Origin of the sequence: Paracoccus sp. (in: a-proteobacteria), assembly GCF_030538495.1 — a bacterium.
Taxonomy (GTDB): domain Bacteria; phylum Pseudomonadota; class Alphaproteobacteria; order Rhodobacterales; family Rhodobacteraceae; genus Paracoccus.
Window position 1 is genome coordinate 122,422 of sequence record NZ_JAUNTW010000005.1, and the last position, 25,213, is coordinate 147,634.

The following is a 25,213-nucleotide window of genomic DNA, read 5'->3' on the forward strand; positions in this document are numbered from 1 at the left end:
CCCCGCGTTCGCGGGGAACAGGTCGTTGTACACGAGCTATTGGGCGAATCGGGCGGTTCATCCCCGCGTTCGCGGGGAACAGGGCCTCTACCGCCGCGTCAACCGCCTTCTCGCCGGTTCATCCCCGCGTTCGCGGGGAACAGACAGACACGCCGGCCTCCTCGGCGGCGCGCACCGGTTCATCCCCGCGTTCGCGGGGAACAGTGCAGCGCGGCGCGGTGTTTGGCCTCGATGTCCGGTTCATCCCCGCGTTCGCGGGGAACAGGCCTGATCGTCCGCCAGTTTCGCGGCCTCGATCGGTTCATCCCCGCGTTCGCGGGGAACAGGTCGTTGTACACGAGCTATTGGGCGAATCGGGCGGTTCATCCCCGCGTTCGCGGGGAACAGACTGCGTCAGAGGGCGCGGCGGTGTCGGGGGTCGGTTCATCCCCGCGTTCGCGGGGAACAGGCCGTCAATGCGGCACACACCGTCCAGTTGAGCGGTTCATCCCCGCGTTCGCGGGGAACAGGACCGGATGTGCGAAGACCTGCTGGACGCGACCGGTTCATCCCCGCGTTCGCGGGGAACAGTCTTTCCGCAGGCTATTGACCTGAAACGATATTCGCAATGTCAAAAAGCGCACCGAATGTTTCGGCCCTAGCGGCCCGGGGGTTCGGGGAGGAATTGGACCAGTTTCAGCCCGTCGAAATCGACCGGCATCCGGCGGTTCTGGCCGGTTGTTCGAAAATCATAACCCTGATCGGTGGGGGCGCGCCAGACCATCACCGCGTCGCCCTGTTCGATATAGGACAGCACCTGTTCCCAGATGCGTTCGCGGGTGCGGGCGGAATAGTCGCCGACAAACACGCCCGCCCGGATTTCCAACAGCCATGCGGCCAGACGGCCCCTCAGGCGGGGCGGGGCGTTGTTAACCACGATGACCATCATCGCCGGATACCTCATCGTGAAAGGCGGGGCCTGCGGCCTCGGGCGGGGGATCGGGGCGGGGCAGGTCGCCCGCTGACAGCATATCTTCGATCGTGGGGATGATTTTCGCCAACAGCCCGGTGCGGCGGAATGCATCGCGGCAGGCCAGACGAACGGCGCGGTCGGGCGACATATCCAGACGGCCTTTGGCATGCAGACCCGCGATGCGAAACGCCTCGGGGACGACGGTGTTCAGTTTGAACAGATCCGCGATGTCATACACGAAGCTGAGCGCCTTGCCGGTGTGCAGAAACCCAATCGCGGGGGCGTAACCGGCGGCCAGCACACCGGCTTCGGTCAGGCCATGCAGGCAGGCGGTTGCGGCGGACAGGCAGCGGTTGGGGATGTCGCCGGATTCCCAATCCTTGGGGTCGTATTTGCGGCGTTTCCACGCAACGCCGTGCTGGGCGGCCAACAGGGCATAGGTTTCGCGGACGCGCACGCCCTCGATCCCGCGAAGCTGATCAATGGACCGGCGGGCGGGGGCGGGTTCCCCGAACCGGCGTTCATACATCGCGCGCACGACGCGGAGCCGCGCGGCAGGATCAAGCGCAATGGATGCCTGCCATAACAGCCGGTCGGATCGCGCGCCGCCCGGCTGTCCGGCGGAATACAGACGCACGCCTGCTTCGCCCACCCAGGTGATCAGGGTGCCGGTGCGCGCAGCCAGGGCGACGGCGGCATGGGAAATCCGCGCGCCGGGTTCCAGCATCAGCCCCGCCAGACCGCCCACGGGAATATGCGTGCGCGTGCCATCGGCATTGACCGCGACAAAGGCTCCGTCCAGCACATCCAGTTGCGCCCGTTCGACAAAGACCAGCGACGACCGATCCTTGAGCGGGATCGGTTTTGGCGGGGGCAGGCCGGGCGCCCCCGTCATGCCCGCCGGATCAGCATCAGACCGCAGCCGAACGCCTTGGCCCGGCCAAAGCCCGCCGCCAGACGCGCGACAAATGCGGCGGGGTCGGTGACGGTCAGAACACCGGTCATGTCCAGAATCCCGAATTGTGGCTGACCTTTTCGTCGGCCGCGATGGCTGGGCAGGGCGGTGACGGAATAATCATCAACGGCCAGATCGTTCAGCGTGAAACCGTGGCGGTCACCTTGGTCCGTCAGCCAGTCCTGCGCGGCGGTCTGGGCCAGTGCCATGCGCTGCGCGGCGCGTTCCCCGCGCGGCACGGAATGCAGCGCGTCCATGACCACATCGACGCGGCCGACGCCCTTTTTCGCGCGGGTCGCATTGGCGCGCAGCACAAACCGCAGCCGGTCACCCGCACGCAGATCGGGGGCAAAATCGCGGATGTCGGGCGGATCGAACAGAGGGCTGTGCTGCGGCGGGCGCGGGGACAGGACCAGAAACCGGCCATCCCCTTCGGCGCGCCACAGAAAGTCGCGATCGGCCTCGGGATCACCGGCAAAGGCCGACCAGATCAGCCGGTGATGTGCGTCGTGACGCGCGCCGTCATGGGCGGGGTCCAACAGCGCGTTCAGCGCCGCAATATCGGGGCGATCCGACAGGCGCAGGCGGGACAGATACAACGTCATGTCGTGGCCCCTGTTTCGATACCCGTCTGAATATCAACCGGAACAATCGCCACCTGACGCGGGGCAAAGTGCCAGTGCTGCCGGTCGGTGGCGATGTCGTGGCGGGTTTCCAGACGCGCGGCGCCGGTCATGTCATCGCTGGCCATGTCCGTGGCGCGCGCCGGTCCAATCCATGGCGGCAGGCGCAGCTGCGACAGCGCATCCTGCGGGCGGTCGGCGGCCACGATCTGCGGGTTCAGCGGCGAGGACAGCGGGCAGGATTTGCGCCCCAGATACAGCGTAAAGACCGGGCGACGCAGGGCATTGGCCAAACCGATCAGATCCCCGCCCCATACTGCCACGCCGTAAACCGGCCCCATGCGGTAATCGCGCAGGGTGATGGTGGTGTTGGTGCGCAGTCCGGCGATGCGCAACGCATCAGGCCGGGATTGTGGGCGGCGGGCAACGGCGGATGGCACGGTCTGCACGGTGTGATAATCGCGCAGCACCGTGCCGGGGTTAAACGTCGCCACGGCCATGCGCAACGGGTCCAAGGCCGTGAAATCATCGCCCCGGCGCAGCCCCAGTGCCGCGCCGAACAGGCCGATCAGGGCGGATCTGCCGGGCCATGTCAGCGACCCGCGCCGTTCATGCCCCGCAAATTCGCCCATCGCCCCCATGGCGGCGGTCAGGTGAAAGATCAGGTAATCAGTCACGCACAGCCCCGGCGGCAAAGTCCGCGATCTGATCCAGCGACCCTGTGCCGCCGACCTGCATATCCTGCGTCTGGTCACAGCCCGTGCCATAGGCCGCGTCCAAGGCCCCCGCCATATCGCGCAGCGCGGTGATGGATGCGGCCATCAGATCGCTGCCCTCAATCGCTTTGAAAAACGCGCCGGACAAATCGCGCGGCTGCTGCGTGCCGATTTCGGCGCGGATGTAATGCGCGCGGGGGTGATGGGCGAAACTGTTCTGTTTGCCCTTGGGCGTCGCCACGGCCAAGGCGCGCGCCAGCGATTTCAGCCCGCGCGCGGCCAGTTCCCGGTCTCCGCCCAGATTTTCCACCAGCAGATCGACATTCACACAGGCATAGAGATAATAAATCCCCGACCCGAACCCCAATTCGCCCAGATGGCCAGCGCCGGCGTCCTCGGTCCGTTGTTTCAGGTCATCGACGGCGGAAAACCAGTCATCTTCGGCCAGAACGCGATGCGTGGTGATGGCATGGCTGACCTGCACGGCGGCATCGCGGTTGAATTCGGGATCATCGGCCAGCATCCGCCCGAACATGGCGATGTCCACAGCCCCATCGGCGCGGCGCAGAACCAGCTTTTTCAGGTCTTTGTCTTTGGGCAGCGCCTCACCGGCCAGCACGCGGGCGGCCAAATCATGCGCCAGGTCCCATTCATCGGGCGACACAAAAGCCAGCGTGGTGGCGATCAGGCGCGGATCGTCCTTTTTCGGCTGTTCCAGCTTGCCAAACAGTTTTGCCACAGCTTCGGCCGCGTCATGGGCGGCCTGATCGCCTGCACCGCCCCGGATCAGGCGTTCGCGCAGGGTTTCAAACATCCGTTTGGTGCGGGTGCCGGTATGCCCGGCCAGATCATCGGCGAAATAGCTGCTTTCACGAACGGCGCGTTTGACCGATTGCGACGACAGACGCAGACGCGGCGCGCCGCCCATGATCGCGGATTTGGGCCGGCCCTGATCGTCGCGGTTCGGGTTCGACGGCGGATAGGCGGTCAGCAGGTGAAATTGGACAAAGGTTGTCATGATGCCTCGGCGGTTGTCAGCATTTCGGGGACGGGCGCGGCGAAATAATCGAACGTCCAGCGCGCCCGCACCGGGTCGTTCCAAAACCACAGATCGCGGCCAAGTGCTGCGATGTTGCAGCCGGGTTCCGGCAGGCTGCGGATGGCGCGGATCAGCAAGGTGGTGCGTTCGCCCGCATCCGACCGCATCAGTCGCTGAAACCGTGCCGTGGACAGGGCGGGGGGATCGCCCCCCAGACGCCGCGCCAGCGTGGTGCCGGTGTCGCTGCGCAATTCGGCCAGGACCTGCACCAGCCCGATCAGCCGCCCCGCGTCGCGTGTGTTCAGCGTCGTGGCCAGTTTTTGCACCGCGGGTTCGGCCAGAATTTCGATGCCTGTGCCGCGGCGGATGCGTGCGGCCAGACCGCGCGCCGCGCCGCTGTGACGGTCGGCCAGCGACGCCGCCCACCAGTCACGAATTGCCTGTGCGTGATCCATCAGGCTGCGTCCCTTTTCTGTTTGGATTTTGTTTCGGGCAGGGGCAGCTCCATCGCGCCGAACGCCTTTTTGCCATAGCTGCCGTAACCGTTAAACGCAGCCGTCAGGTTCCTGCGCGCCTGCACGATGGCCTGTTGCACGCGCGTGTCGCGATCCGCCAATCCCGGAATGGCGCGCGTATCAAACAGGGTCAGCGCGACGTTGCGCATATCGCCCAGCCAGCCCGTCGCGGCGTCCGGGTTGGGCAGGTCGGCCAGTCGCGCCTCGAACGCGGCCTGGGTTTGGGCAAAGAACGCCTCGCGCACCGCTTCGCGGGCCTCGCCTTCGGCCAGAACAGGGGCCAGAGCCTGACGCAGCGCCAGCCCGTATTGATCGGCGGCGTCCACCATCCCCTCCATCAGGCGGGCAGAGGTCGCGTCCAGATGCACCAAGGGCGGCGTGGACAGGATGAAATCGCGGGGCTTCATATTATCCATGGCCCAGCCCGCGACAATCACGCGGGCGGGCGCGCCCATCCCACGATCATGCCATTCGGCCAGCACCGCCGCGCGCTGACGCAGATCCGGGCGCGAACTGGCCGCGACCACGCCCAGCCAGTTGCGATACCCAAACAAACCCGCGCGGGGATGGGCGGGCAGCAATTCTGCCCCCTCTTTCACGCGGTAATAGGGGGACAGAGGATGCACCCAGCCCGCGTAATTCGTGCCATAGGGGCGCTGAATCACGCCCGTCACCGCATCATCGCCCACCAGTCGCAACCGGCGCGGCATACCAAAAAACGCCTCGACCGGATGGGTTTGTTCGGGCCAGACCTTGCGGTCATTTGTCGATTCCACACAGGGCCGCATCCACGGCAGCGCGTCCATCCCCGCCGGTTGACCATAGGGGGTATTCGCCCAGACCGTTTGCCACAGCCCCGCATTTTCAGGCGCAACCAGCGTCACCATCGGCCCGCCGCCGCGCATGGATGTGCGGTTTCCGGCCCCGCCGGATGGGGCAAAATCCTGAAACGCGTAAATCGCCATGGCGGCCAAGGGCAGCGACAGCGCCGGATAACGCCCGCGATGCACCAGCAGATCGGCGTTGTTTTTCGCCGTTTGCGCGCCGGCACTGTCGATAAACAGCATATCCGGCGGGTTCGGATCGCCCTGCAAGACCTGCAAATCCTGCATAAATCGCGGCCCGTCGCCCAGCAGGTCAAAGGCGGGCGCAAAGCCTGCCAGCCGGTCACGCAGCCGGTCCGGGTCGGGATCGGCGCGGTCGAACCAATCATCCAGATCGCGCGGCGGATCGGCCAGAAACACCAGCCCGATCAGCAATTCCAGACAGGCGATGTTCAGATCCGCGCGCGGCCAATCCACCCACATCACCGACGCATCCGCCATCTGCCACGGCGCAATCACGCGCGGGCCGTCAGTTGTGATCACGGGAATCCAAGGGTCGGTGATGAGATTGATGTTCATAAATAAATTCGTCCGCCCCCTTAATATAGGGCAGGTTTTTCCACGCGCGTTCTTTTGTCAATGCAAAATTCGCCCGACCTACGGAAAAATTCTTTTGACGTTTGGTTACTCACCAAACACAACCCCCAGATCCGCGCGATACGCCAAGCCGTCGCAGATCGTTCCATCATCGGCCACTTCGCACAGGATTACCGAATTGCGCCGCCATTCGGGCCAGTCGGCGGTCAGGGCGGTGATGTCGGGCGTGGTCTGATCGGGCAGGGGCAGGCCGCGCAGGCGGGACCCGGCGACGGTGACTTCGGACAGGTGCCAGTCGGTCGGGGCAAAGGGGGCGGTGCCGCCCGCCCATGGGCGCAGCGCGCCATCCTGACGCCGCAGCAGAACCAGTGTCTGTTGCGGGCGGCCCAGACGGGTGGGGTAATCCACATCGCTGGCCGCCTGCGCGCCTTTGCGAAACCCATCATCCAGATTGACCAGATTTTGACGGGCCAGATTGGCGGCGGCGTAACCCTGTCCCATACGCTGGGTTTCGGCATCGATCAGGGCATCGGGAACCGGGGCGGCGTCGGGTCCATGCGCCGATTCGATCAACGCGCGCAGGCCCGACGGCGCGACGATCTGCCCGGTGCGGAACAGCGTATCCGCCGTTCGCCATTGCAGATCCGCCGGATAGACCCACGCCCCGCGATCCAGAACCCGGTGCAGCCATTGGGCATTATCGACCACCGCCGGGTCCGGGGCCACGACCGACAGAACCGGCGCGGAAACCGGGCGCATATCCGCAGGGCGCAGGTCCATATGCCGCCACAGCCGCCCCGCCCGTTGGATCAGCGCGGCCATTGGTGCCAGATCCGACACCATCACATCGAAATCCAGATCCAAAGACGATTCGACCACCTGAGTCGCCACCAAAACCCGCCCCTGACGGTCGGTTCCGTGTTTGCCGAACCGGGCCAGAGCATCCGCTTCGTGCCGCAGGCGGTCGCACAGCGCGAACCGTGCGTGCAGCAGATCGGCCGGCACCCCGGCGGCGCGCAGCGCAGTGACGGCATCCATCGCATCATCCACGGCGTTGCGTACCCAGACGCAGGCCGCGCCTTGGGCTGCGTGGTCGGTGATCGCCTGAAGGGCGGCATCGGCACTGTCCAGACGCCGCACCGCCACCGGGCCGCGCGGGCCGGTCGTCTGCGGCAGATCGGTGATGGCGTCCCCGCCCGCAATCGTCAGCGCCGGATAGGCCGCGCTGTCCGGCACCCGGTCGGTGTAACTTGCCGCCAGCGTCGCCCGCTGATCCATCGGCAGGGTCGCGGTCAGCAAAATCGCCGATCCGCCCGCCATGCGATGCGCGCGCAGCAATTGCGCCAGTTCCTGCGCCAGATAGGGTTCGCCCAGTTCGTGAACCTCGTCCACGATCAGGATTTTCGATGACAGGCCGTAATGGCGCAGGGTGGAAAACCGCGTCGGCAGCACCGACAGCAGCGCCTGATCCACGGTGCCGACCCCGACCGTGGCCAGCAACGCGCGGCGGCGGTTATCGGCCAGCCATTCCGAACAGACCGGATCATCGGACGCGCCCACACGCCCGACCAGTTCCCGAAAGTCCGTGGACATCGCCGCGCGCCCATGGGCCAGCGTCAGGCTGGGCGGGGCGGTGAACATGCGCCCCACCACCGATTGCGCGCGGCGAAACATGGCATCGGCGGTTGCCGTTGTGGGCAGGGCAAAGAACAGCCCCGTTCCTTTGCCCGCCTGCATCATGCGTTGGGCCAGCATCAGGGCGGCCTCGGTCTTGCCGGCGCCGGTTTCGTCTTCGATGATGGCCAGTGTCGGGCCGTCGGGCAGCGCGATCCGGGCGCAGGCGGATTGCATCGGGCGGGGGGTGAAATCAAACAGCGCCGCAGCCGAGGACGCGACCGCATCCAGCCCCGCCATCCGCACGGCATGGGCTGCCCTGTCACGCGCGTGGTCCAGATAATCGCGGGGGGTATGGTCGGGGGCCACGGGCGGGAACCACGCGGTGTTTGACCCCACCCAATCGGCGGCGGCGACCAGCCCCGGCAACCACCATGACAGCGCGTTGACCTGTGCGCCGGTCAGGCCGTTCAGGCTGGCATCCGGCCACAGACCCAGAAAGGCTGTGATGACCGCGCACGCATCGGTGATCGCGTCGGTCCCGGTGGTGTCCAGACTGCGGGTGATGTCATGGCCGGTTCGCGTGGGTGGCCCGCCATGATGACCCGCCGTCGCGGCATAGAGGGCGAGGCGATGATGCCGACGCCCGCCCAACGACGCCAGCAACACGTCGTGATGGGTCAGCAGAATCTCGGTGATTTCCCAATGCCGCCCCTGCGGCTGGCGCGCGCCTGTGCGCAGCATCGCGCGGAATGTCGCGCTGATCTTACCCAGATCATGCAGCGCGACCAACAGCACCATCGCATCACGCAAGGGGGCGTCAAAGCCCCGCGTCGCAATCAGATGTTCGGCGACCGCCGCCACATCCAGCATGTGATAGATGGCGGGATGTTCGATGCCGTCTGTGGCGCTTTTGCCGGGCCAGCGGGCGATAAGGTCGTGCATGAGGGGGCCTGTTGCGACGGGGGACGTGTCCGCATCAGACCCCAATCCGATACTGCGCGCAAGCCGCAGCCTTAGCCCAGCAAATCCCCCATATCGGTCATGATCCCATGCGCGCCGCGTTTCAGCAATTCGCGCGCGGGGTCGGGGGTGTTGATGGTGGCGAATGCGGTGTGCGCTCCGGCGCGCAGGACGTGATCGAATCCTTGGGCCAGACCCAGTTCGTAATTCATATGAAAGCCGCAAACGCCCAGTTCGTCCATCAGCCGCGCCGGGTCGCGCGGCACGGATTCGGTCGCCAGCACCAAGGGCAGCCACGGCAGATCGGCGCGGAGCTGCGCCAGCGTCAGCACCGAAAAGGACGACACCACCAGCCGCCCGAAATCCTGCGGGACAATTGCGGCGATGCGTTCAGCCACGATGCGGCCGTGGTCGTGGTCATCGCCCCAGATCGGTTTGATTTCCAGCACCATGCCCAGATCGCGCGTGACGCACAGGGTCAGCGTTTCATCCAGCGACGCGATTTGCGCACCGGCGTAATCATCATGACCCGCGCGGGCGTCCAAGGCGCGCAGATCGTCAAAATCCATCAGGCAGACATGCCCGGTGCCGTTCGTGGTGCGATCCACCAACGGGTCGTGGATCATGACCGGCTTATCGTCGCGCGTCAGGCGCACATCGGTTTCGATCCAGTCAAAGCCCAGATCAATCGCCAATTCATAGGCGGCCAGCGTGTTTTCAGGCGCTCGCGACATGACGCCCCGATGGGCAATCAGGTGACCGGGGGCGGAAACGGGAAAGGGCAGGGTCATAGGCGCACCAAAATAAGGGGGCGCGCCGATGATCCGGCGCGCCCGGTTGGGATTAATATTCGACGACTTCTTTGATGAATTCCGGCATCAGGACGGTGTTGTCCGGCGGCAGGATCCAGTCGCGGCGGTTCACGCGCTGTTCGGCGGGAACCAGTGCTTTGCTGTCGTCCGCATTGACGTTTTGCGGCGCGGTGCCAAAGGTTTGGTTAAAGCGCGTCTGCGTGTCTGCACCCGTCAGCCATGCGACAAAGACCAGCGACGCGGCTTTGTGCGGGGCGTTTTTCGGGATCGCCACCAGATTGCCGCCGCCATTCATGCCCAGACCGGGGATGTAGAAATGAATGTGCGAACCGACTTCGTTTTTGTTTTGCAGCGAAAACAGGTGGTCTTCCCATGCCGGCACGATCAGGAATTCGCCGCTGTTCAGGCGGGTCAGGCTGTCGGCGTTCGATGCGGTCAGGATGTATTGATCGGCGCGGTCGTTGAACCACTGGAACGCGGCGGTCGCGTCGGGGTTCTTTTCGGTGCCGGGGTTTTCGGGCGTGATGCCCAGAACATTGCGGGTCACGTTCTGAATAAAGGACGGACCCGAACCGCCTTTTTCATAGTTGAACCCAAAGGTGCCGGGTTTGTCCGACATCCACTGTTCCAGATCGGCCAGCGATTGCGGCAGATCGGCGACGTCCACGCGGTTGCTGTCATAGGCGAAACCGGTCTGGTTGCCCCAATAGGCCACGGCGTAACCTTGGCTGTCGGCGCCTTCGGCTTTGTCGGTCACGGCATCGGATTCCGGCAGCGCGGGCAGGATCGGACCCCAGAAATTCTGGCTGGCGTCCAGATTCAGCAACTGACCACCACCCAGTGCGATCACGTCCACATCGCCGCGCTCACGGCCCGATTCCGCCAGCACTTTGTTCAGCGCATCGGTGTTAGAGGCCACATCCGGGATCGTCACTTTGATGCCGGTTTCCTGGGTGAACAATTCGGCCTGCTGGCGGAATTCCGGCTGGAAATACCACACATACCAGGTCAGTTCGCCTTCGGCTTTGGCCTGTGCGACGATTTCATCCCACGGTTTCGACAGCAGGTCATCGGCCATGGCGGGCAGGGCCAGCGACAGCGCACAGGCGGCAGTCATAAGGGTCTTACGCAGCATATTTCGCTCCTGTTTCAATGGATGTCAGCCCTTGCCGGATACGTTGGCGGGATTGACGGACTTCATCAGCCGCTCCAGCCCCAGCATCAGCAGGACATTCGGAACGACAAGGATCAGGGCCACAACCGCCGCATTGGGACGGATAAAGTTATAACCCAGATAGGAATACAGAATCGTCGTGATCGTGGTGAAATCGGGCGATCCGACGATGAACGCCAGGGCAAATTCTTCCAGCGACAGGATGAACACGATCAGGAAAGCGGCCATGATGCCGGGTTTCAGAACCGGCCACCACGCGACGCGGAACACCGACAGCGGGCCTGCGCCCAGATCGCGGGCGGCGTTTTCCACATCGGCGCGGATCTGGCTGAACGATACGGTCAAAATCCGCACCGCATAGGGCAGATACAGCACCACATGCCCCAGCAAAATCGCCGGATAGCGCGCGAAAATCCCCAGCGAAAACAGCATCGACGAAAAGAAAATCGCCACGACAAATCCCGGCATGACCAAAGGCGTCAGCATCAGGATTTGCGCCACCGATTTGCCCGGAAAATCCAGCCGCGCAAAGGCATAGGCCGTCGGCGCCCCCAGGATCAGCGTCAGCAGACCGGCGGCGGGTGCCAGCGAATAACTGTTGATCAGCGCCGTGGGCAGGCTGGTTGTGGCCCACATCTGTTCCCAGCGGCCAAAGGACAGTTTCGGCGGCAAGACGTCGGGATAGCTCCACGGTGTGGACGGGTCCACCATCGACCACAGCAGCGCCATGGCAAAGGGGACGGCCAGCCACAGCACCATCACCACGATCAGCGCCGTGGTCAGGATGCGGTTTAACAGACGCGCGTTCATGCCTGACCTCCGTTCGGTTGGTTCGGGATGGTGCGTGCGCGGCGCAGATGGCGGCGGATGGTGGCGGGGGCGGTGCCGCCCATCAGCCAGCTTGCGACATGCACGACAATCGCCAGCAGGATCGACCCAAACAGCGCCAGCCCCATCAGCATCACGGCAATCACCGCAGCCCCGTTCCAATCGGCGTCGGTCGTCTGAACCTGCGTCATCAGCGTGGCCATGGAATTCAGACGCACCGGACCCGCGACGGATTGAAAGCTGAAATCCCCCGCCGCACCAATAAAGATCAGGATCAGCGATGCCTGCATCGCGCCCGCCGTCATCGGCACCACGACTTTGCGAAACCGCGACCATGTGCCGGCACCCAGATCGCGCGCCGCGTTCAGCACGGGGTCCGGCAGCGACGCCACAGCGCCCGACAGCAACAAGAACGCGAAGGGCAGGTTTTTCCACACTTGCAGGAAAATCACGCCGTAACCGCTGGCGTCGTTCTGCATCCGGCGCGGCGCGTCCCACAGGCCCAGCCCCATCATGATCTGGTTCAGAAATCCGTGATAGGAAATGACGTTCACAAACAAAAACGCCGCGACCAGACCGGGAACCAGCATCGGTGCCTTAATCAGCGCCGACAGCAGCATCGACCCGCGAAACGGTTTGCGCATCCACAGGGCCAGCGGATAGGCCAAAGCCACCGACAACAGCGCCGAGGTCGTGGCGATATAACTGGAATACCAGAACGCGCGCCAGAACCGGGGGCGGGCCAGCATCTCTTGCCAGTGATGCAGCGAAAACGCGTCCTCGCCGCCGAAATTATACAGCCCGAAGGATTGGGCAAAGGCGCGATACAGGACCGACACCATGAACAACATCACCAGCCCCAGACCGGGCAGCAACAGCAGATAAGGCAAGACCCGTTTCATGCCGCGTCCCTGACCCCCGTTATCGCGTCCGGGGCCACGCTGAAGGCCACCGGATCGCCCGGCTCTGCGCCAAACGCGCCGGGCAATTGCAGGCGCAGCGTCTCACCGCCCGCGGTGACGAACACATCGGTATAGGCCCCCTGAAACGCCAGCGACGCGATCTGACCGCGCAGATTGTTGGCATCGCCCGCCAGCCCGACCCGCGCCATTTCCGGCCGCCAGCACAGCGTCACCGGCCCGTCGGCGGGCAAGGTCGCCGGACGCAGCGCGCCGAACGGAGTATCCAGAACCCCGCCCCGCGCAATGCCGCTGTGCAGGTTCGCCGCACCGATGAAATCCGCGACGAACCGGGTGCGCGGGCTGAAATAGATGTCGCGGGGCGCGCCCTCTTGTTCAATAACGCCGTTGTTCAGCAACAGGATGCGGTCGGACATGGCCAGGGCCTCGGCCTGGTCATGGGTGACGTAAATCGCGGTAAAGCCGACCTTTTGTTGCAGGCTGCGGATTTCGGTGCGCACCTGATCGCGCAGCTTGGCATCCAGATTGGACAGGGGTTCGTCAAACAGCACCAGCCCCGGCGCAACGGCCAAGGCGCGGGCCAAGGCGACCCGCTGTTGCTGCCCCCCCGACAGGGCGTTCGGGCGTTTGTCCTGATGCGCGGCCAAGCCGATCTGCTGGATCAGCGCATCGACGCGGCGGTCGGTTTCATCCGCCGAAACCCGGCGCTGACGCGGGCCAAAGGCCACATTGTCGCGCACGGTCAGATGCGGAAACAGGGCATAGGATTGAAAACACATCGCACTGTCGCGCCGTTCGGGCGGGGTATGGGTCACGTCGCGCCCATCCACGGTCAGCCGCCCGCGCGTGGGGGTCAAAAACCCGGCAATGATGTTCAGCAACGTGGTTTTGCCGCATCCCGATGGCCCCAGCAGGGTCACAAACTCGCCCCGTTCGGCCTGCAATGTGACGCCTTTCAGCGCCTCGAACGCGTCAAAGCGCATCCCGATGTTGTCCGCCGCCAAAAAGGCCATCCCGTCCCCCGTAAGTTTCCTTTGGTAACTTAGTAAGTTTCTCATAGAAACTTAGTGCAACGATTTTATGACGGGCGGCAGAAATATGGATGACATGGGGGTAACGACACCCGGCGCAGTCCTTGGCGCGGGCAGCCTGAACGCGCTGCCGCTCAGCGCGGCGGAACGTCAGATTTTCCATGTCATCCGCAACCTTAGCGGGCTGTCGCGGGTCGAAATCGCGGCGCAGACCGGGCTGTCGAAACCCACCGTGTCCAAGGCGCTGAAGAAACTGGCCGATGCCGGGCTGGTCAACGAAGAACGCGAACAGCCCAACGGCATGGGCCAGCCGATGATCCGAATCACCCTGCGCGCGGCGGCCATGGGGCTGACCGGGATCAGCCTGTCCACGCGGGGGCTCTATGTCGCGGTCTGCGATCTGGCGGGGGAACCCGTCTGGAACAGCGCGCCCTGCGACACGCCCGAACCCGCGCAGATCATCCCGGCGGTTCTGGACCTGCTGGCCGATGCCGTGCGCGCGACGGGCGGGGCGGGCGATGTCGGGCTGGCGGTGCCGGGGCTGTTGGATCGCCACGGCACGATCTGCGAAATCACCCCGCGCCAGAGCCATATCCCCTTTGCCGATCTGATCGCCGCGCTGCGTCAGGCGCGGCCTGACGCCTGCGTCACCGCGTCCAGCCGCGCCGATCTGTTGCATCACGCGCTGACGCCGCAGGGGGCGGGGCGGGTGTCGTTTCAGTTGTCGATGGTGGATGGCATCGGCGGGCAGGTCTTTGACCGCGACCGGGCCTTTATCGGCGGGTTCAACATGGCGGGGAATATCGGCGCTTTGGCCCCCGATACCGGGCCGCGCCCGTCGCTGCCGGATTTGGCGGCGTTTCTGGGGGTGCCGGTCAGTGATCTGACGCTGGATGCGATCGCCGCGCGCCATGCCGCCGGCGACCCAGAGCTGGCCGAGTGGATCCGCAGCCGCGCCGCCGCGCTGTCGCCGGGGCTGGCGGCTCTGGTGCAGTTGATCAACCCTGAACAACTGGTTCTGGGCGGCAATCTGCCCAGCCGTGTTATCGCCGATCTGGCGGCGCATCTGGATTTTGCGGCCTATGACCACCCGGAACGGATGCCGCTGCCCCGGCCCTTGGTCATTATTTCCGACATCATCGGCGAACCCGCCCGCGCCCGCGCCGCTGCCTGCCTGCCGATGGCGCGGTTTATCTTTGGCACGACCTGAGGCGTCACCCTTCGGGCCGCGTCACCAGATAGGCGGCGACCGTCAGACAGACCGTTGCCTGAATCGCAACCGCCCAGACCGGCACGCCCAGCCACGCGGTCAGCGCCACCCCGCCGGTCATGGCGGTGACGGCCCAGATTTTGGCCACGCGGCTGATCACGCCATGGCGTTTCCAGCGGCGGATCGGCGGGCCAAAATGGGGGTGGCGCAAAATCCGCATCCGCAGACGCGGCGATGATTTGCCAAAGGCCCAGACCGCGGCCAGCAAAAACGGCACCGTCGGCATGACGGGCAGGACGGCCCCGATCACGGCCAGCCCGACACAGACCCAGCCCATCACCAGCCACAGCCACCGCATCAGATCGCCAAGTCGCGCAGGATGGCGTTCAGCAGCGGACGCCCGGCATCGGTGGCGCGCAGGCGGTCGGCGCTGTCGCTGACCAGCCCCAATTCGACCAGATGCACAATGCGGCCCGCATCCAGCGGCTGACCGGCGAGACGGGCGAACCGCGCCTTATCCAGCCCTTCGGCCAGACGCAGGGACATCAGCAGATATTCGGTCGCCTGTTCGTCCAGCGGCACCGGATCGCGCAAGGATTCGCCGCTGCCCAGCCGTTCGACCGCATCCAGCCACGCCCCCGGCGCGCGGTGCGATTCCGTGGCGACGCGGCCCGTGGGCAAGGTCAGCCGCCCATGCGCGCCGGGACCAACCGCCGCCCAATCGCCTTGCCGCCAATAGACCAGATTGTGCCGGCTTTCGGAACCCGGGGGGGCGTGGTTTGAAATTTCGTATCCCAGCATCCCGGCGGCGGCGCAGATGTCCTGCGTGTCGGCATACATATCGGCGGATTGGTCATCATCGGGCAGATCGCGCAGCGTCCCCGCCGCCGCCCGCGCGCCGAATGCGGTGCCGGGTTCGACGGTCAGCTGATACAGCGACAGATGATCGACCGCCATATCCAAAGCCTCACGCAGTTCGGCCCGCCACGCCGCGCGGTCCTGACCTTGGCGGGCATAGATCAGATCGAAACTGACGCGCCGGAACACGCCGCGCGCCACGTCAAAGGCCGCGCGCGCCTCGGCCACGGAATGAAGGCGGCCCAGACGGCGCAGATCGTCATCATTCAGCGCCTGAATCCCCATCGACAGCCGGTTGACGCCCGCGTCCGAAAACCCCTGAAAGCGGGTTTTTTCCACGCTGGTCGGGTTGGCCTCCAGCGTGATTTCGATGTCATTGGCGAATCCCCATGCCGCGCGGGCCGCAGCGATCACCGCATCCACCGTTTCGGGCAGCATCAGCGACGGCGTGCCGCCCCCGAAAAAGATGCTGCCCAGAACGCGCTCTGGCACCTGTTCGGCCAGCCGGGTGATTTCGGACACCAAAGCGTCGGCCCAGCGGGATTGATCCACCCGGTCCACGACATGGCTGTTGAAATCGCAATAGGGGCATTTCGACGCGCAGAACGGCCAATGCACATACAGCCCAAATCCGCCATGCCGCCAGTCATCGTTCATCGCAGGGCCGTGACCTGTATTTCGATCTGCATTTCGGGGCGGATCAGACCGGCCACGATCATGGTGGCGGCGGGGCGGATATCGCCCAGAACCGCGCCCAGAACCGGGGTGATCTGATCGACCAGTGCCGCATCGGTGATGATGTATTCCACCCGCACCACATCCGACATGGCAAAGCCTGCCTGACGCAGCGTGGCGTCGATGGTGGCAAAGGCGTTGCGGGCCTGATCGGCGGCGCTGTCGGGCATGGTCATGGTGGCGTAATCATATCCGGTTGTCCCGGATACGAAACACCAATCCCCCTTGACCACGGCGCGGCTGTAACCCAGTGCGGCTTCAAACGGCGATCCGGTCGAGATTTTACGCAAAGCACCCCCCGATCATCGCATCCACGGCCCGCGCCCGGTGGCTGAGGCGGTTTTTTTCATCCGCCGTCATTTCGCCCAGCGTTTGGTCGTGGCCGTCGGGAACAAAAATCGGGTCATAGCCATGCCCCTGCACCCCGCGCATCGGCCAGACGACGCGGCCGGGCAGGACGCCCTGAAACACTTCGTCATGACCATCGGGCCACATCAGGCACAGGGTGCAGTTGAACTGCGCCGTGCGGGGTTCGGGGGCATTGATCGCCTGCAATTCGTCCCACGTCCGACGCATGGCCATGGGGAAATCGCGGCCCTGCGGGGTTTCCGCCCAATCGGCGGTGTAAACGCCCGGCGCGCCACCCAAGGCATCCACGCTGATGCCGCTGTCGTCGGACAAAGCGGGTAGGCCGGTGGCGTCCACGGCGGCGCGCGCCTTGATCCGGGCGTTGCCGATGAAGTTGTCTTCGGTTTCAACGGGTTCGGCCAGACCCATTTCGGCGGCGCCGACAACGTCGACGCCATAAGGCGCCAGCAGCGCGCGCATTTCCGCCAGCTTACCGGCGTTATGGGTCGCAAAGATCAGCCGTTTTTCGCGAAACGCCCTCATGCCACGGCGGCCTTTTGGGCGGCGACCAGTTCGGCCATGCCGTCGCCCGCCAAATCCAGCAGGCGGGTCATTTCGTCGCGGGAAAAGGCTGCGCCTTCGGCCGACATCTGCACCTCGATCATGCGGCCCGCGCCGGTCATCACGAAATTACCGTCGGTGCCAGCCTCGCTGTCTTCGGCATAGTCCAGATCCAGAACGGGCTGGCCCGCATAGATGCCGCAGCTGACAGCGGCGACGTGATCCAGAATCGGATCGCTGGTCAGCGCGCCGGTTTTCAGCAATTTATTCACCGCCAGACGCAGCGCGACCCACCCGCCGGTGATGGACGCGCAGCGCGTGCCGCCATCGGCCTGCATCACATCGCAGTCAATCACGATCTGACGTTCGCCCAAGGCCAGCAGATCAACGCCCGCGCGCAGGCTGCGCCCGATCAGCCGCTGGATTTCCTGCGTGCGGCCCGATTGTTTGCCGGCTGCGGCCTCGCGCCGGTTGCGGCTGTGGGTGGCGCGGGGCAACATGCCGTATTCGGCGGTGACCCAACCCTTGCCGGTGCCTTTCAGGAAACGGGGGGCGGTGTCTTCGATGGATGCGGTGCACAGCACATGCGTATCGCCCACGCGGATCAGGCACGATCCTTCGGCGTGACGCATCACCCCGGTTTCAATTGAAATCGGGCGCATTTGGGCTAAGGTCCGGCCAGAGGGGCGCATTACGTCGTCCTTTTCTAATGAATACCGCCCAGATACCGCCCGACCGGCACCCCGCGCAACCCTAAGGACGGCGATGAGCCAGGAAACACTGTTAAACGAATTAAACGACCGCTCGCGCGAGGTGTTTCGCCGCGTCGTCGAAACCTATTTGCAGACGGGCGAACCCGTGGGGTCGCGCACGCTGACCCGCGCGCTGTCGGAAAAGCTGAGCGCCGCGACGATCCGCAATGTCATGCAGGATCTGGAACTGATGGGGCTGTTGGACAGCCCGCATGTGTCGGCGGGACGGCTGCCGTCGCAACAGGGACTGCGCCTGTTCGTCGATGGCATGTTAGAGGTGGACCCCGTGGCCCCCACCGACCGCGCGGCCATTGATCAGACGCTGGGCAATGACGATCCCGAAACCGGGGTGCTGCTGGACCGTGTCAGCACGGCGCTGTCATCGATCACGCGGGGCGCGTCGCTGGTGCTGATGCCCAAACATCAGGCCCCGGTGCGCCATATCGAATTTGTCAGTCTGGGGCCGGATCGCGCGCTTGTCGTGTTGGTCTTTGCCGATGGGCATGTGGAAAACCGCATTTTCACCCCGCCCCCCGGCCAAACCCCGTCATCCATGCGCGAGGCCGGGAATTTCCTGAACGCCATGGCATCGGGGCGGACGCTGGCCGAACTGGTCAGCCATATCAGCGTTGAAATTGCCCGCAGGCGTCAGGAACTGGATGTGCTGGCCGCCGAACTGGTGCAATCGGGGCTGGCGGTCTGGGGCAATGAAAGCCATGACCCCCGCCTGATCGTGCGCGGACGCGCCAATCTCTTGGACAGCGAAGCCGCCGATCTGGACCGCATCCGCGTGCTGTTTGACGATCTGGAACGCAAGCGCGACATCGTGGAATTTCTGGAACTGACCGAACAGGGCGAGGGCGTGCGCATTTTTATCGGGTCCGAAAACACGCTTTTTTCGCTTTCGGGTTCCGCTTTGATCGTTTCCCCCTATATGAATGCCGACCGTAAGATAGTAGGCGCTGTGGGCGTGATTGGTCCGACCCGGTTAAATTATGGCCGGATCGTGCCGATTGTCGATTACACCGCGCAGCTGGTCGGTCGGGTGCTGTCCGGCCGGAAAGGATAAGTGAAGATGAGCGATCAGAACAACGAACCGCAGAACGATTTTCTGGATGACCCGCTGGCCGATCTTGGCGATGACATTGCGCAACTGACCGCCGAACGCGATGAATTCCGCGATAAATTCCTGCGCGCCCTGGCCGATGCCGAAAACGCCCGCAAACGCGCCGACAAAGAACGCCGCGACGCCGAACAATATGGCGGCACCCGTTTGGCGCGCGATCTGTTGCCGGTGCATGACGCGCTGAGCCGCGCCTTGGACGCGGCGCCCGAGGGCGAACAGGGCGCGGCCTTTGTCGAAGGGGTGGAGCTGACCCTGCGCGAATTGTCCAACGTCTTTGCCAAACACGGCATTGTGGTGATTCGTCCCGAATTGGGTGATCGCTTCGACCCCACCATCCACGAAGCCATGTTCGAGGCCCCCGTCCCCGCCACCCGCGCGGGCGACATCATTCAGGTGATGGATAACGGCTTTATGCTGCATGACCGGCTGTTGCGCCCGGCCAAGGTGGGCGTGTCGTCCACCCCGGCATCGTGAAACGGGCATCGTGACGGGGTGCGCGCGGCGGTGATGGCGCGCGTGGATGGGGGCGGCGTGGACTTCGCCGGATCGCGTTGATCCTCGCCATTGCGCCATGTCGCTTGGTCCTGCGCCGGATTGGACGGGCAGGGCGTCTGGCCCCGCCGGTTGGGTGTTCATCTGCTGGGCGGTCGCAATGCTGGGTTCACGCGCACCTTGCCGGATCGCGTCGATCCACGCTGATGATCCGGGGCGCGGGTGATGTGGCGCGACGTTTATCGGCACGGCTGTTATCTGGGCATCAGGCGCGAACCTTTCCAGATGCCCGTCGCCCGCGCCGCGTGTTTGGATGGCCTCTATTCCTGCGCCGCTTTGGTGTTCATCCATGCCGGGTTGCGCGGGGTGGATCGGGTGGACCCACCCGCATCGCATTGACGCGCCGGTGATGTCCGTCCCGGTGATGTCCTTTATCCGCATCCCCGCGCGGCTGTATGGGCGGCTTTGGGTTGCGGTTTCAGCAGGTATTCCCGCGCAGCCTGCCTAGAGGGCCGCGGTAACGCGCACGACCTGCGTTCCATGCCCTTTGTTCGCATAGCGGTGCGCTGCGTCCGTTTCCACGGACAGGACGGCCTGCATACCCCCCGCTGGCGTTCACCCGACGGGCACGGTCGTTCCGCATGTCGCCTATCCGCGTCCCGGTGGCGCATGCGCCTGCCCCGCCTTCAGCCCCCAAACCTTGCCCCGTTGAACGCGTGATCCCGATGGCCGCACCCACAATCCCCGCAGCAAACACCGCGATCAACCGGGCCGCTGCGCATCGGCCCCTTGCGGCGTGACGCCGACCCATGCGGGCATGACCCCGCACGCATCCGCCTCAACGGCCCCCGGTGCGGCTCCGTCCAGGCGCGATGCCGACCCCCGCATATCGGCTGATATGCACGCGGCGTCGGGCCATATGTGCGACATTATCCCCTGCGTATCCACCAAAACGCCCCTCTAAGCACAACCATCTGTCCGCGCTGTTCGCACATATCCAAAGCCGTCCGCCGTGCGGCGGTTCATCGGGTCTGGTGCGACGATTGCCTGATCTGGACGGATGCCATTCCACGATCCGACCGTTCCAATTCCGCACCCATCACCACAGCCACCAAAACACGAAGATAGCGCGCCGCATGCTCGTCCCCATCAGACATGGCCGCATCTTTGTTCCTGATCGCATGGTCGCCCCATAGCGCGAGCGATGCCATCCCCGCCTTCCCTGCGAACGGGTGCGAACCGTGGTGGCCCCCGCAAAACCCATATTGCCAGACCTCGGCCCCTTCTGGCACCATGGCCCAGACATCCCGGAGGAGAACACCATATGAGAACCCGCGCAGCCGTCGCAATCGAGGCCGGAAAACCGCTGGAAGTGATGGAGGTCAATCTGGAAGGCCCCAAAGCCGGCGAAGTTCTGGTTGAAATCAAGGCCACCGGCATTTGCCACACCGACGAATTCACCCTGTCGGGCGCCGATCCTGAAGGGCTGTTTCCGTCCATTCTGGGCCATGAAGGCGCGGGCGTCGTGGTCGAGGTCGGCCCCGGTGTCACCAGCGTGAAACCGGGCGATCATGTCATCCCGCTTTATACCCCGGAATGTCGCCAATGCGCGTCCTGTCTGTCGGGCAAAACCAATATGTGCCACGCGATCCGCGGCACGCAGGGGCAGGGGCTGATGCCGGACGGGACCACGCGGTTCAGCATGTTGGACGGCACCCCGATCCATCATTACATGGGCTGTTCGACCTTTTCCAATTACACCGTGCTGCCCGAAATTGCCGTCGCCAAGGTGCGCGAGGACGCGCCGTTCGATAAAATCTGTTACATCGGTTGCGGCGTGACGACCGGGATTGGCGCCGTGATTTACACCGCCAAGGTGCATATCGGGGCCAAGGCCGTGGTGTTCGGTCTGGGCGGCATCGGCCTGAACGTCATTCAGGGCCTGCGTCTGGCGGGCGCGGATATGATCATCGGCGTGGACCTGAATCCCGCGAAAAAGGACATGGCCGAACGGTTCGGCATGACGCATTTCATCAATCCCAAAGATTGCGACAATGTGGTTCAGGAAATCGTCAATCTGACGAAAACCCCCTTCGATCAGATCGGCGGCGCGGATTATTCATTCGACTGCACCGGCAACGTCAATGTGATGCGTCAGGCACTGGAATGCACGCATCGCGGCTGGGGTCAGTCCATCGTGATCGGCGTGGCACCTGCCGGTGCGGAGATCAGCACCCGCCCGTTCCAGCTGGTCACGGGCCGCGTGTGGAAAGGCAGCGCCTTTGGGGGCGCGCGGGGGCGCACCGATGTGCCGAAAATCGTCGATTGGTATATGGAGGGCAAAATCGAAATCGACCCGATGATCACCCACACCCTGACGCTGGACGAGATCAACAAAGGCTTTGATCTGATGCATGCAGGCGAATCGATTCGTTCGGTCGTTCTTTACTGATCCTTAAACCCTGCTTAGGTAAAAGGACGGCGGGGCCACTGGTCCCGCCGTCACATTACGAAAGGATCGGGCCGATGCGCCAATACTGGCTGGACGAAGACGACGACGAACAGAACGACCGCCCACAGGCTGGCGATGCAGATGGCGGCCTTGGCCTGCCCCAGACGGATAATATCGGCAAATTGTATTTCAAATCCCGCACGGTGATCGTGGCGGGGCCGATCAATGACAAACTGGCGCAGCGCACGGTTGCGCATCTTCTGGCTCTGGCGCAGGAAAGCGACGCGCCGATCAATATGCTGATTTCGTCGCCGGGCGGTCACGTCGAATCGGGCGATATGATCCATGACGTGATCAAATTCATTCGCCCCACGGTGCGCACGATCGGGTCGGGCTGGGTGGCGTCGGCCGGCGCGCTGATCTTTGTGGGGGCGGAACGTGAAAACCGGTTCTGTCTGCCGAATACGCGGTTCCTGATCCACCAGCCGTCGGGCGGCATCGGCGGCACATCGTCGGATATGATGATTCAGGCCGAACAGGTGCGCCAGATGCGCGACCGCCTGAACCAGATCTTTGCCGACGCGACGGGTCAGACGCTGGACCGGATCGAAGCCGACACGCAGCGCGATTTCTGGCTGAACACGCAAGAGGCACTGGATTATGGCCTTCTGGGTCGCGTCATCACCAGCGTTGATGATCTGACGTGACAGGGCGCGGCAGGGCGGCGCCGGTGATCGGGGCCGTCCGCTGTTGGTGGGTGGGGGTGTGTTCAGGATCGGCCCCCGCCATCATTGCCTTTGTTGTTGGATGGGTTTCCCTTTGGGTATTGGGGCGGATGGCGCGCGATTCGGCGGCGGTGCGTGATCGCCGCACCCAACCCCTGTGCCACAACGGTTTCCCCGGCGGGTCGCACCGAAAGGCGGATGGGCGTGCTGGACACCACTCGGCTGAATCAACGGAACCGCCGTGCCGACCTCAACAGCGCCGAGGCGTTTCTGCGGTTGATCCGACTGCGGATACGCTGTTTCAGCGCAACCATGCTCTTTTTCGCGGGATGTCGGTGCGTTCGCTTTGGTGGATGGTGCCGTATGCGCCGCAGATGGCGCTGTCTGTTGGGATGAGTGACCCTGATCTGCATGATCTTGGGCGTAAGTCTCGCCCGGTTTGACGCTGTGTGAATGGCGCGCGATTTAATCGCGCGATGCTGTGGCGGTGCGTGATCGACGCACCCAACCCCTGTGCCACAACGGTTTCCCTGACGATCTGCACCGAAAGGCGGATCAATGCCGCAGGGCGTTTGGAGTTCTCTGAACCCGCGCGGATGAGCCAACAGAGCCGCCATTCGACGATCTGCCCACCTGACAAGGCCGGGATGTTTGTGGCGTGGATACGACTGCGCGGGCGTCACAGCGGCGCAATCACCGTGCAGACATCGACGCGCGCGCCGGACGAATCAGCGGTTCGTCAGGGTCTTTGCACGCTTTGAGTCTGGCGTTCGCCCGAACCGTCAAAACCTGCCGATGATCACGCCAGCCATGATCCGCCGCGCGCTTGGTCGCGCCTTTTGCACGGCACCACTTGGCCAACCAGACACGGCGGCGGTTCGGAACCCGGCAAACTTGGGTTCCTGTGACCAAACAGCATCGCCGCCTTATGCCCCCTTTCGTGGCAGATCGGCGCGTTCCCCCTTGCCCCAGCGGGCGGCCTGCGGTTCCATGCGCGCGGACCCAGCCGCAAAACAGGAACCGATCCATGACCATCGACACCATCAGCGAAAACCGCAGCTTTGGCGGGACGCAGGGCGTTTACACCCATAAATCGCAGGCGACCGGCACGGATATGACCTTTGCCGTTTATCTGCCCGAACTGGCGCAGCATGGCCGGGTGCCGGTTCTGTGGTATCTGTCGGGGCTGACCTGCACCCATGAAAACGCCATGACCAAGGCCGCCGCCCAGCAATGGTGCGACGAAGCGGGCATCGCCATCATTTTCCCCGACACCAGCCCGCGCGGCGATGATGTGGCCGATGACGATGCCTATGATCTGGGCAAGGGCGCGGGGTTTTACGTCAACGCGACCCAGGATCCGTGGAAACCGCATTTCCGCATGTGGGATTACATCGTGGACGAATTGCCCAGCCTTGTCGCGGATCACTTTGCGATTGACCCCGAGGCCATGGGCATCACCGGCCATTCGATGGGGGGGCATGGCGCGCTGACGATTGCGATGACGCATCCGGACCGTTTCCGGTCGGTGTCGGCACTCGCGCCGATTGCGAACCCGACCGAATCCGATTGGGGGCGCAAACAGCTGACCGCCTATCTGGGCGACGACCCTGCCGCATGGCGCGCCCATGACGCCACCATCCTGATGACCGAACGCGGCTATCCGGGCGACGTCTTGATCGACCAAGGCAGCAGCGATCAGTTTCTGGATCTGCTGAAACCGGAATCGCTGGCCCATGCCATGATGGCGCGCCGCCAGCCGGGGCAGTTCCGCATGCAGCCGGGCTATGATCACAGCTATTATTTCGTCCAAACATTCATGGCCGATCATGTGTTCTGGCACGCGGAACGGCTGGTGTGACAGGCGCCTTTTGGACATTGCGGCATAAGCAGACAATGCGCGCATTCTGTGCCTGTGTGATCCTGTCCGCCGCGGCGACCGCCGCCGGGGCGGAAGGCCTGACCTTTGATCAGGCGCAGATGCTCTATGATGCGGGGGTGCCGTTTGTGGATGTGTCGCCGCGCCCCAATGACGGCGCGGCCCCGCATCTGACCATTCCGGGCGCGCTGTGGCTGGAGGATACGGGCCATCCCGGCCTGACGGATGAAGCGCATTTCCGCCTGCGCAACGGTCTGGCCGCCGTCACCCAAGGCCGCCCTGACGCCGCCGTCGTGCTGTTTTGCACCGGCGATTGCGACGATGGACGCGCCGCGATTCGCCACGCAAGGGGCTGGGGCTACGCCACATTGCTCACCTTCCCCGACGCCGTGTCAGAATGGCACGCCGCAGGCCGCCCCTTGGCCACAGCGCCACAGAACTAACGCGCCCGCCCTTTCATCTTGGTCCAAATATCCCGGGGGTCCGGGGGCTGGCCCCCGGCCTTTCCCGTC

The 25,213-nt window shown here is 64.4% G+C and carries 26 protein-coding genes and 1 CRISPR repeat array (1 of these 27 cut by a window edge); of the genes, 8 read left to right on the plus strand and 18 right to left on the minus strand.

Annotated elements, in window-relative coordinates; translation table 11 throughout:
- Positions 1 to 570: direct repeats of the CRISPR family, unit length 29 nt; unit sequence CGGTTCATCCCCGCGTTCGCGGGGAACAG (it extends 437 nt beyond the left edge of the window).
- Positions 571 to 637: 67 nt separating this feature from the next.
- From cas2e to Q4G20_RS06315, 13 genes are all read right to left on the minus strand, one after another.
- Complete coding sequence (cas2e, locus tag Q4G20_RS06255; protein ID WP_303342557.1) at positions 638 to 928, minus strand: type I-E CRISPR-associated endoribonuclease Cas2e; 291 nt, start codon at positions 926 to 928, stop codon at positions 638 to 640.
- On the minus strand, positions 909 to 1,847 hold the full coding sequence (cas1e, locus tag Q4G20_RS06260) for a type I-E CRISPR-associated endonuclease Cas1e (RefSeq protein ID WP_303342558.1): 939 nt from the start codon (positions 1,845 to 1,847) through the stop codon (positions 909 to 911). The genes cas2e and cas1e overlap by 20 nt, the downstream gene beginning before the upstream one ends.
- The gene (gene cas6e / locus Q4G20_RS06265; RefSeq protein WP_303342559.1) at positions 1,844 to 2,512 is read right to left on the minus strand and encodes a type I-E CRISPR-associated protein Cas6/Cse3/CasE; all 669 of its coding nucleotides are present in this window, start codon (positions 2,510 to 2,512) and stop codon (positions 1,844 to 1,846) included. The genes cas1e and cas6e overlap by 4 nt, the downstream gene beginning before the upstream one ends.
- A complete protein-coding gene (gene cas5e / locus Q4G20_RS06270; protein WP_303342560.1) occupies positions 2,509 to 3,207 on the minus strand; it encodes a type I-E CRISPR-associated protein Cas5/CasD in 699 nt (232 codons plus the stop codon). Before cas5e ends, cas6e begins: the two co-directional genes overlap by 4 nt.
- Positions 3,200 to 4,264, minus strand: coding sequence for a type I-E CRISPR-associated protein Cas7/Cse4/CasC (gene cas7e / locus Q4G20_RS06275; protein ID WP_303342561.1), 1,065 nt, complete (start codon positions 4,262 to 4,264; stop codon positions 3,200 to 3,202). Before cas7e ends, cas5e begins: the two co-directional genes overlap by 8 nt.
- The gene (casB, locus tag Q4G20_RS06280; RefSeq protein ID WP_303342562.1) at positions 4,261 to 4,740 is read right to left on the minus strand and encodes a type I-E CRISPR-associated protein Cse2/CasB; all 480 of its coding nucleotides are present in this window, start codon (positions 4,738 to 4,740) and stop codon (positions 4,261 to 4,263) included. Before casB ends, cas7e begins: the two co-directional genes overlap by 4 nt.
- Positions 4,740 to 6,203 (minus strand): type I-E CRISPR-associated protein Cse1/CasA, encoded by a 1,464-nt coding sequence (gene casA, locus Q4G20_RS06285; protein ID WP_303342563.1) that lies wholly within the window; start codon positions 6,201 to 6,203, stop codon positions 4,740 to 4,742. The genes casB and casA overlap by 1 nt, the downstream gene beginning before the upstream one ends.
- Before the next feature lie 105 nt (positions 6,204 to 6,308).
- Positions 6,309 to 8,780, minus strand: a complete 2,472-nt coding sequence (gene cas3, locus Q4G20_RS06290) for a CRISPR-associated helicase Cas3' (protein WP_303342564.1) — start codon at positions 8,778 to 8,780, stop codon at positions 6,309 to 6,311.
- A gap of 71 nt (positions 8,781 to 8,851) precedes the next feature.
- Positions 8,852 to 9,532, minus strand: a complete 681-nt coding sequence (locus Q4G20_RS06295; RefSeq protein WP_303342565.1) for a glycerophosphodiester phosphodiesterase family protein — start codon at positions 9,530 to 9,532, stop codon at positions 8,852 to 8,854.
- A gap of 109 nt (positions 9,533 to 9,641) precedes the next feature.
- Positions 9,642 to 10,745 carry an extracellular solute-binding protein gene (locus Q4G20_RS06300; RefSeq protein WP_303342566.1) on the minus strand — a complete coding sequence of 368 codons (1,104 nt, stop codon included), beginning with the start codon at positions 10,743 to 10,745 and terminating at the stop codon, positions 9,642 to 9,644.
- 24 nt (positions 10,746 to 10,769) lie between these two features.
- Positions 10,770 to 11,594 (minus strand): ABC transporter permease, encoded by an 825-nt coding sequence (locus tag Q4G20_RS06305; RefSeq protein WP_303342567.1) that lies wholly within the window; start codon positions 11,592 to 11,594, stop codon positions 10,770 to 10,772.
- Positions 11,591 to 12,514, minus strand: a complete 924-nt coding sequence (locus Q4G20_RS06310; protein WP_303342568.1) for an ABC transporter permease — start codon at positions 12,512 to 12,514, stop codon at positions 11,591 to 11,593. The genes Q4G20_RS06305 and Q4G20_RS06310 overlap by 4 nt, the downstream gene beginning before the upstream one ends.
- Positions 12,511 to 13,545 (minus strand): ABC transporter ATP-binding protein, encoded by a 1,035-nt coding sequence (locus tag Q4G20_RS06315; protein ID WP_303342569.1) that lies wholly within the window; start codon positions 13,543 to 13,545, stop codon positions 12,511 to 12,513. The genes Q4G20_RS06310 and Q4G20_RS06315 overlap by 4 nt, the downstream gene beginning before the upstream one ends.
- Positions 13,546 to 13,639: 94 nt before the next feature.
- Here Q4G20_RS06315 and Q4G20_RS06320 point away from each other — a divergent pair, with 94 nt between their 5' ends.
- Positions 13,640 to 14,773 (plus strand): ROK family transcriptional regulator, encoded by a 1,134-nt coding sequence (locus Q4G20_RS06320; RefSeq protein ID WP_303342570.1) that lies wholly within the window; start codon positions 13,640 to 13,642, stop codon positions 14,771 to 14,773.
- A 4-nt stretch (positions 14,774 to 14,777) separates the two neighbouring features.
- On the opposite strand, the gene Q4G20_RS06325 is transcribed toward Q4G20_RS06320, so the two are convergent.
- Genes Q4G20_RS06325 through rph form a run of 5 tightly spaced genes read right to left on the minus strand, consistent with a single transcriptional unit; the run spans position 14,778 to position 17,967 of the window.
- Positions 14,778 to 15,131, minus strand: coding sequence for a YbaN family protein (locus tag Q4G20_RS06325; RefSeq protein ID WP_303342571.1), 354 nt, complete (start codon positions 15,129 to 15,131; stop codon positions 14,778 to 14,780).
- The gene (gene hemW / locus Q4G20_RS06330) at positions 15,131 to 16,288 is read right to left on the minus strand and encodes a radical SAM family heme chaperone HemW (protein WP_303342572.1); all 1,158 of its coding nucleotides are present in this window, start codon (positions 16,286 to 16,288) and stop codon (positions 15,131 to 15,133) included. Before hemW ends, Q4G20_RS06325 begins: the two co-directional genes overlap by 1 nt.
- Positions 16,285 to 16,656 (minus strand): RidA family protein, encoded by a 372-nt coding sequence (locus tag Q4G20_RS06335; RefSeq protein ID WP_303342573.1) that lies wholly within the window; start codon positions 16,654 to 16,656, stop codon positions 16,285 to 16,287. Before Q4G20_RS06335 ends, hemW begins: the two co-directional genes overlap by 4 nt.
- Entirely contained in the window at positions 16,649 to 17,257 is a 609-nt protein-coding gene (rdgB, locus tag Q4G20_RS06340; RefSeq protein ID WP_303342574.1) for an RdgB/HAM1 family non-canonical purine NTP pyrophosphatase, read from the minus strand. Before rdgB ends, Q4G20_RS06335 begins: the two co-directional genes overlap by 8 nt.
- Positions 17,254 to 17,967, minus strand: a complete 714-nt coding sequence (gene rph / locus Q4G20_RS06345; protein WP_303342575.1) for a ribonuclease PH — start codon at positions 17,965 to 17,967, stop codon at positions 17,254 to 17,256. Before rph ends, rdgB begins: the two co-directional genes overlap by 4 nt.
- A 73-nt stretch (positions 17,968 to 18,040) precedes the next feature.
- On the opposite strand from rph, the gene hrcA reads away from it, so the two are divergent.
- The 7 genes from hrcA to Q4G20_RS06380 all read left to right on the plus strand — a co-directional run bounded on the left by hrcA (position 18,041) and on the right by Q4G20_RS06380 (position 25,144).
- Entirely contained in the window at positions 18,041 to 19,096 is a 1,056-nt protein-coding gene (gene hrcA, locus Q4G20_RS06350; RefSeq protein WP_303342576.1) for a heat-inducible transcriptional repressor HrcA, read from the plus strand.
- Between the two features lie 6 nt (positions 19,097 to 19,102).
- The gene (locus Q4G20_RS06355) at positions 19,103 to 19,627 is read left to right on the plus strand and encodes a nucleotide exchange factor GrpE (protein WP_303342577.1); all 525 of its coding nucleotides are present in this window, start codon (positions 19,103 to 19,105) and stop codon (positions 19,625 to 19,627) included.
- A gap of 243 nt (positions 19,628 to 19,870) precedes the next feature.
- Positions 19,871 to 20,044 (plus strand): hypothetical protein, encoded by a 174-nt coding sequence (locus Q4G20_RS06360; protein WP_303342578.1) that lies wholly within the window; start codon positions 19,871 to 19,873, stop codon positions 20,042 to 20,044.
- A gap of 925 nt (positions 20,045 to 20,969) precedes the next feature.
- Positions 20,970 to 22,097 carry an S-(hydroxymethyl)glutathione dehydrogenase/class III alcohol dehydrogenase gene (locus Q4G20_RS06365; RefSeq protein ID WP_303342579.1) on the plus strand — a complete coding sequence of 376 codons (1,128 nt, stop codon included), beginning with the start codon at positions 20,970 to 20,972 and terminating at the stop codon, positions 22,095 to 22,097.
- A gap of 74 nt (positions 22,098 to 22,171) precedes the next feature.
- Positions 22,172 to 22,804: an ATP-dependent Clp protease proteolytic subunit gene (locus Q4G20_RS06370; protein WP_303342580.1), complete on the plus strand. Its 633-nt coding sequence runs from the start codon at positions 22,172 to 22,174 to the stop codon at positions 22,802 to 22,804.
- 1,045 nt (positions 22,805 to 23,849) lie between these two features.
- Complete coding sequence (gene fghA / locus Q4G20_RS06375; RefSeq protein ID WP_303342581.1) at positions 23,850 to 24,683, plus strand: S-formylglutathione hydrolase; 834 nt, start codon at positions 23,850 to 23,852, stop codon at positions 24,681 to 24,683.
- 35 nt (positions 24,684 to 24,718) lie between these two features.
- Entirely contained in the window at positions 24,719 to 25,144 is a 426-nt protein-coding gene (locus Q4G20_RS06380) for a PQQ-dependent catabolism-associated CXXCW motif protein (protein ID WP_303342582.1), read from the plus strand.
- Positions 25,145 to 25,213 lie beyond the last annotated feature (69 nt).

What these genes read in the sequence shown, in the direction of transcription:
- cas2e (WP_303342557.1), bottom strand. Translation starts at nt 928, where the DNA reads ATGATGGTCATCGTGGTTAACAACGCCCCGCCCCGCCTGAGGGGCCGT.
- cas1e (WP_303342558.1), bottom strand. Translation starts at nt 1,847, where the DNA reads ATGACGGGGGCGCCCGGCCTGCCCCCGCCAAAACCGATCCCGCTCAAG.
- cas6e (WP_303342559.1), bottom strand. Translation starts at nt 2,512, where the DNA reads ATGACGTTGTATCTGTCCCGCCTGCGCCTGTCGGATCGCCCCGATATT.
- cas7e (WP_303342561.1), bottom strand. Translation starts at nt 4,264, where the DNA reads ATGACAACCTTTGTCCAATTTCACCTGCTGACCGCCTATCCGCCGTCG.
- casB (WP_303342562.1), bottom strand. Translation starts at nt 4,740, where the DNA reads ATGGATCACGCACAGGCAATTCGTGACTGGTGGGCGGCGTCGCTGGCC.
- casA (WP_303342563.1), bottom strand. Translation starts at nt 6,203, where the DNA reads ATGAACATCAATCTCATCACCGACCCTTGGATTCCCGTGATCACAACT.
- cas3 (WP_303342564.1), bottom strand. Translation starts at nt 8,780, where the DNA reads ATGCACGACCTTATCGCCCGCTGGCCCGGCAAAAGCGCCACAGACGGC.
- Q4G20_RS06295 (WP_303342565.1), bottom strand. Translation starts at nt 9,532, where the DNA reads ATGTCGCGAGCGCCTGAAAACACGCTGGCCGCCTATGAATTGGCGATT.
- Q4G20_RS06300 (WP_303342566.1), bottom strand. Translation starts at nt 10,745, where the DNA reads ATGCTGCGTAAGACCCTTATGACTGCCGCCTGTGCGCTGTCGCTGGCC.
- Q4G20_RS06305 (WP_303342567.1), bottom strand. Translation starts at nt 11,594, where the DNA reads ATGAACGCGCGTCTGTTAAACCGCATCCTGACCACGGCGCTGATCGTG.
- Q4G20_RS06310 (WP_303342568.1), bottom strand. Translation starts at nt 12,514, where the DNA reads ATGAAACGGGTCTTGCCTTATCTGCTGTTGCTGCCCGGTCTGGGGCTG.
- Q4G20_RS06315 (WP_303342569.1), bottom strand. Translation starts at nt 13,545, where the DNA reads ATGGCCTTTTTGGCGGCGGACAACATCGGGATGCGCTTTGACGCGTTC.
- Q4G20_RS06320 (WP_303342570.1), top strand. Translation starts at nt 13,640, where the DNA reads ATGGGGGTAACGACACCCGGCGCAGTCCTTGGCGCGGGCAGCCTGAAC.
- Q4G20_RS06325 (WP_303342571.1), bottom strand. Translation starts at nt 15,131, where the DNA reads ATGCGGTGGCTGTGGCTGGTGATGGGCTGGGTCTGTGTCGGGCTGGCC.
- hemW (WP_303342572.1), bottom strand. Translation starts at nt 16,288, where the DNA reads ATGAACGATGACTGGCGGCATGGCGGATTTGGGCTGTATGTGCATTGG.
- rdgB (WP_303342574.1), bottom strand. Translation starts at nt 17,257, where the DNA reads ATGAGGGCGTTTCGCGAAAAACGGCTGATCTTTGCGACCCATAACGCC.
- rph (WP_303342575.1), bottom strand. Translation starts at nt 17,967, where the DNA reads ATGCGCCCCTCTGGCCGGACCTTAGCCCAAATGCGCCCGATTTCAATT.
- hrcA (WP_303342576.1), top strand. Translation starts at nt 18,041, where the DNA reads ATGAGCCAGGAAACACTGTTAAACGAATTAAACGACCGCTCGCGCGAG.
- Q4G20_RS06355 (WP_303342577.1), top strand. Translation starts at nt 19,103, where the DNA reads ATGAGCGATCAGAACAACGAACCGCAGAACGATTTTCTGGATGACCCG.
- Q4G20_RS06360 (WP_303342578.1), top strand. Translation starts at nt 19,871, where the DNA reads ATGTGGCGCGACGTTTATCGGCACGGCTGTTATCTGGGCATCAGGCGC.
- Q4G20_RS06365 (WP_303342579.1), top strand. Translation starts at nt 20,970, where the DNA reads ATGAGAACCCGCGCAGCCGTCGCAATCGAGGCCGGAAAACCGCTGGAA.
- Q4G20_RS06370 (WP_303342580.1), top strand. Translation starts at nt 22,172, where the DNA reads ATGCGCCAATACTGGCTGGACGAAGACGACGACGAACAGAACGACCGC.
- fghA (WP_303342581.1), top strand. Translation starts at nt 23,850, where the DNA reads ATGACCATCGACACCATCAGCGAAAACCGCAGCTTTGGCGGGACGCAG.
- Q4G20_RS06380 (WP_303342582.1), top strand. Translation starts at nt 24,719, where the DNA reads ATGCGCGCATTCTGTGCCTGTGTGATCCTGTCCGCCGCGGCGACCGCC.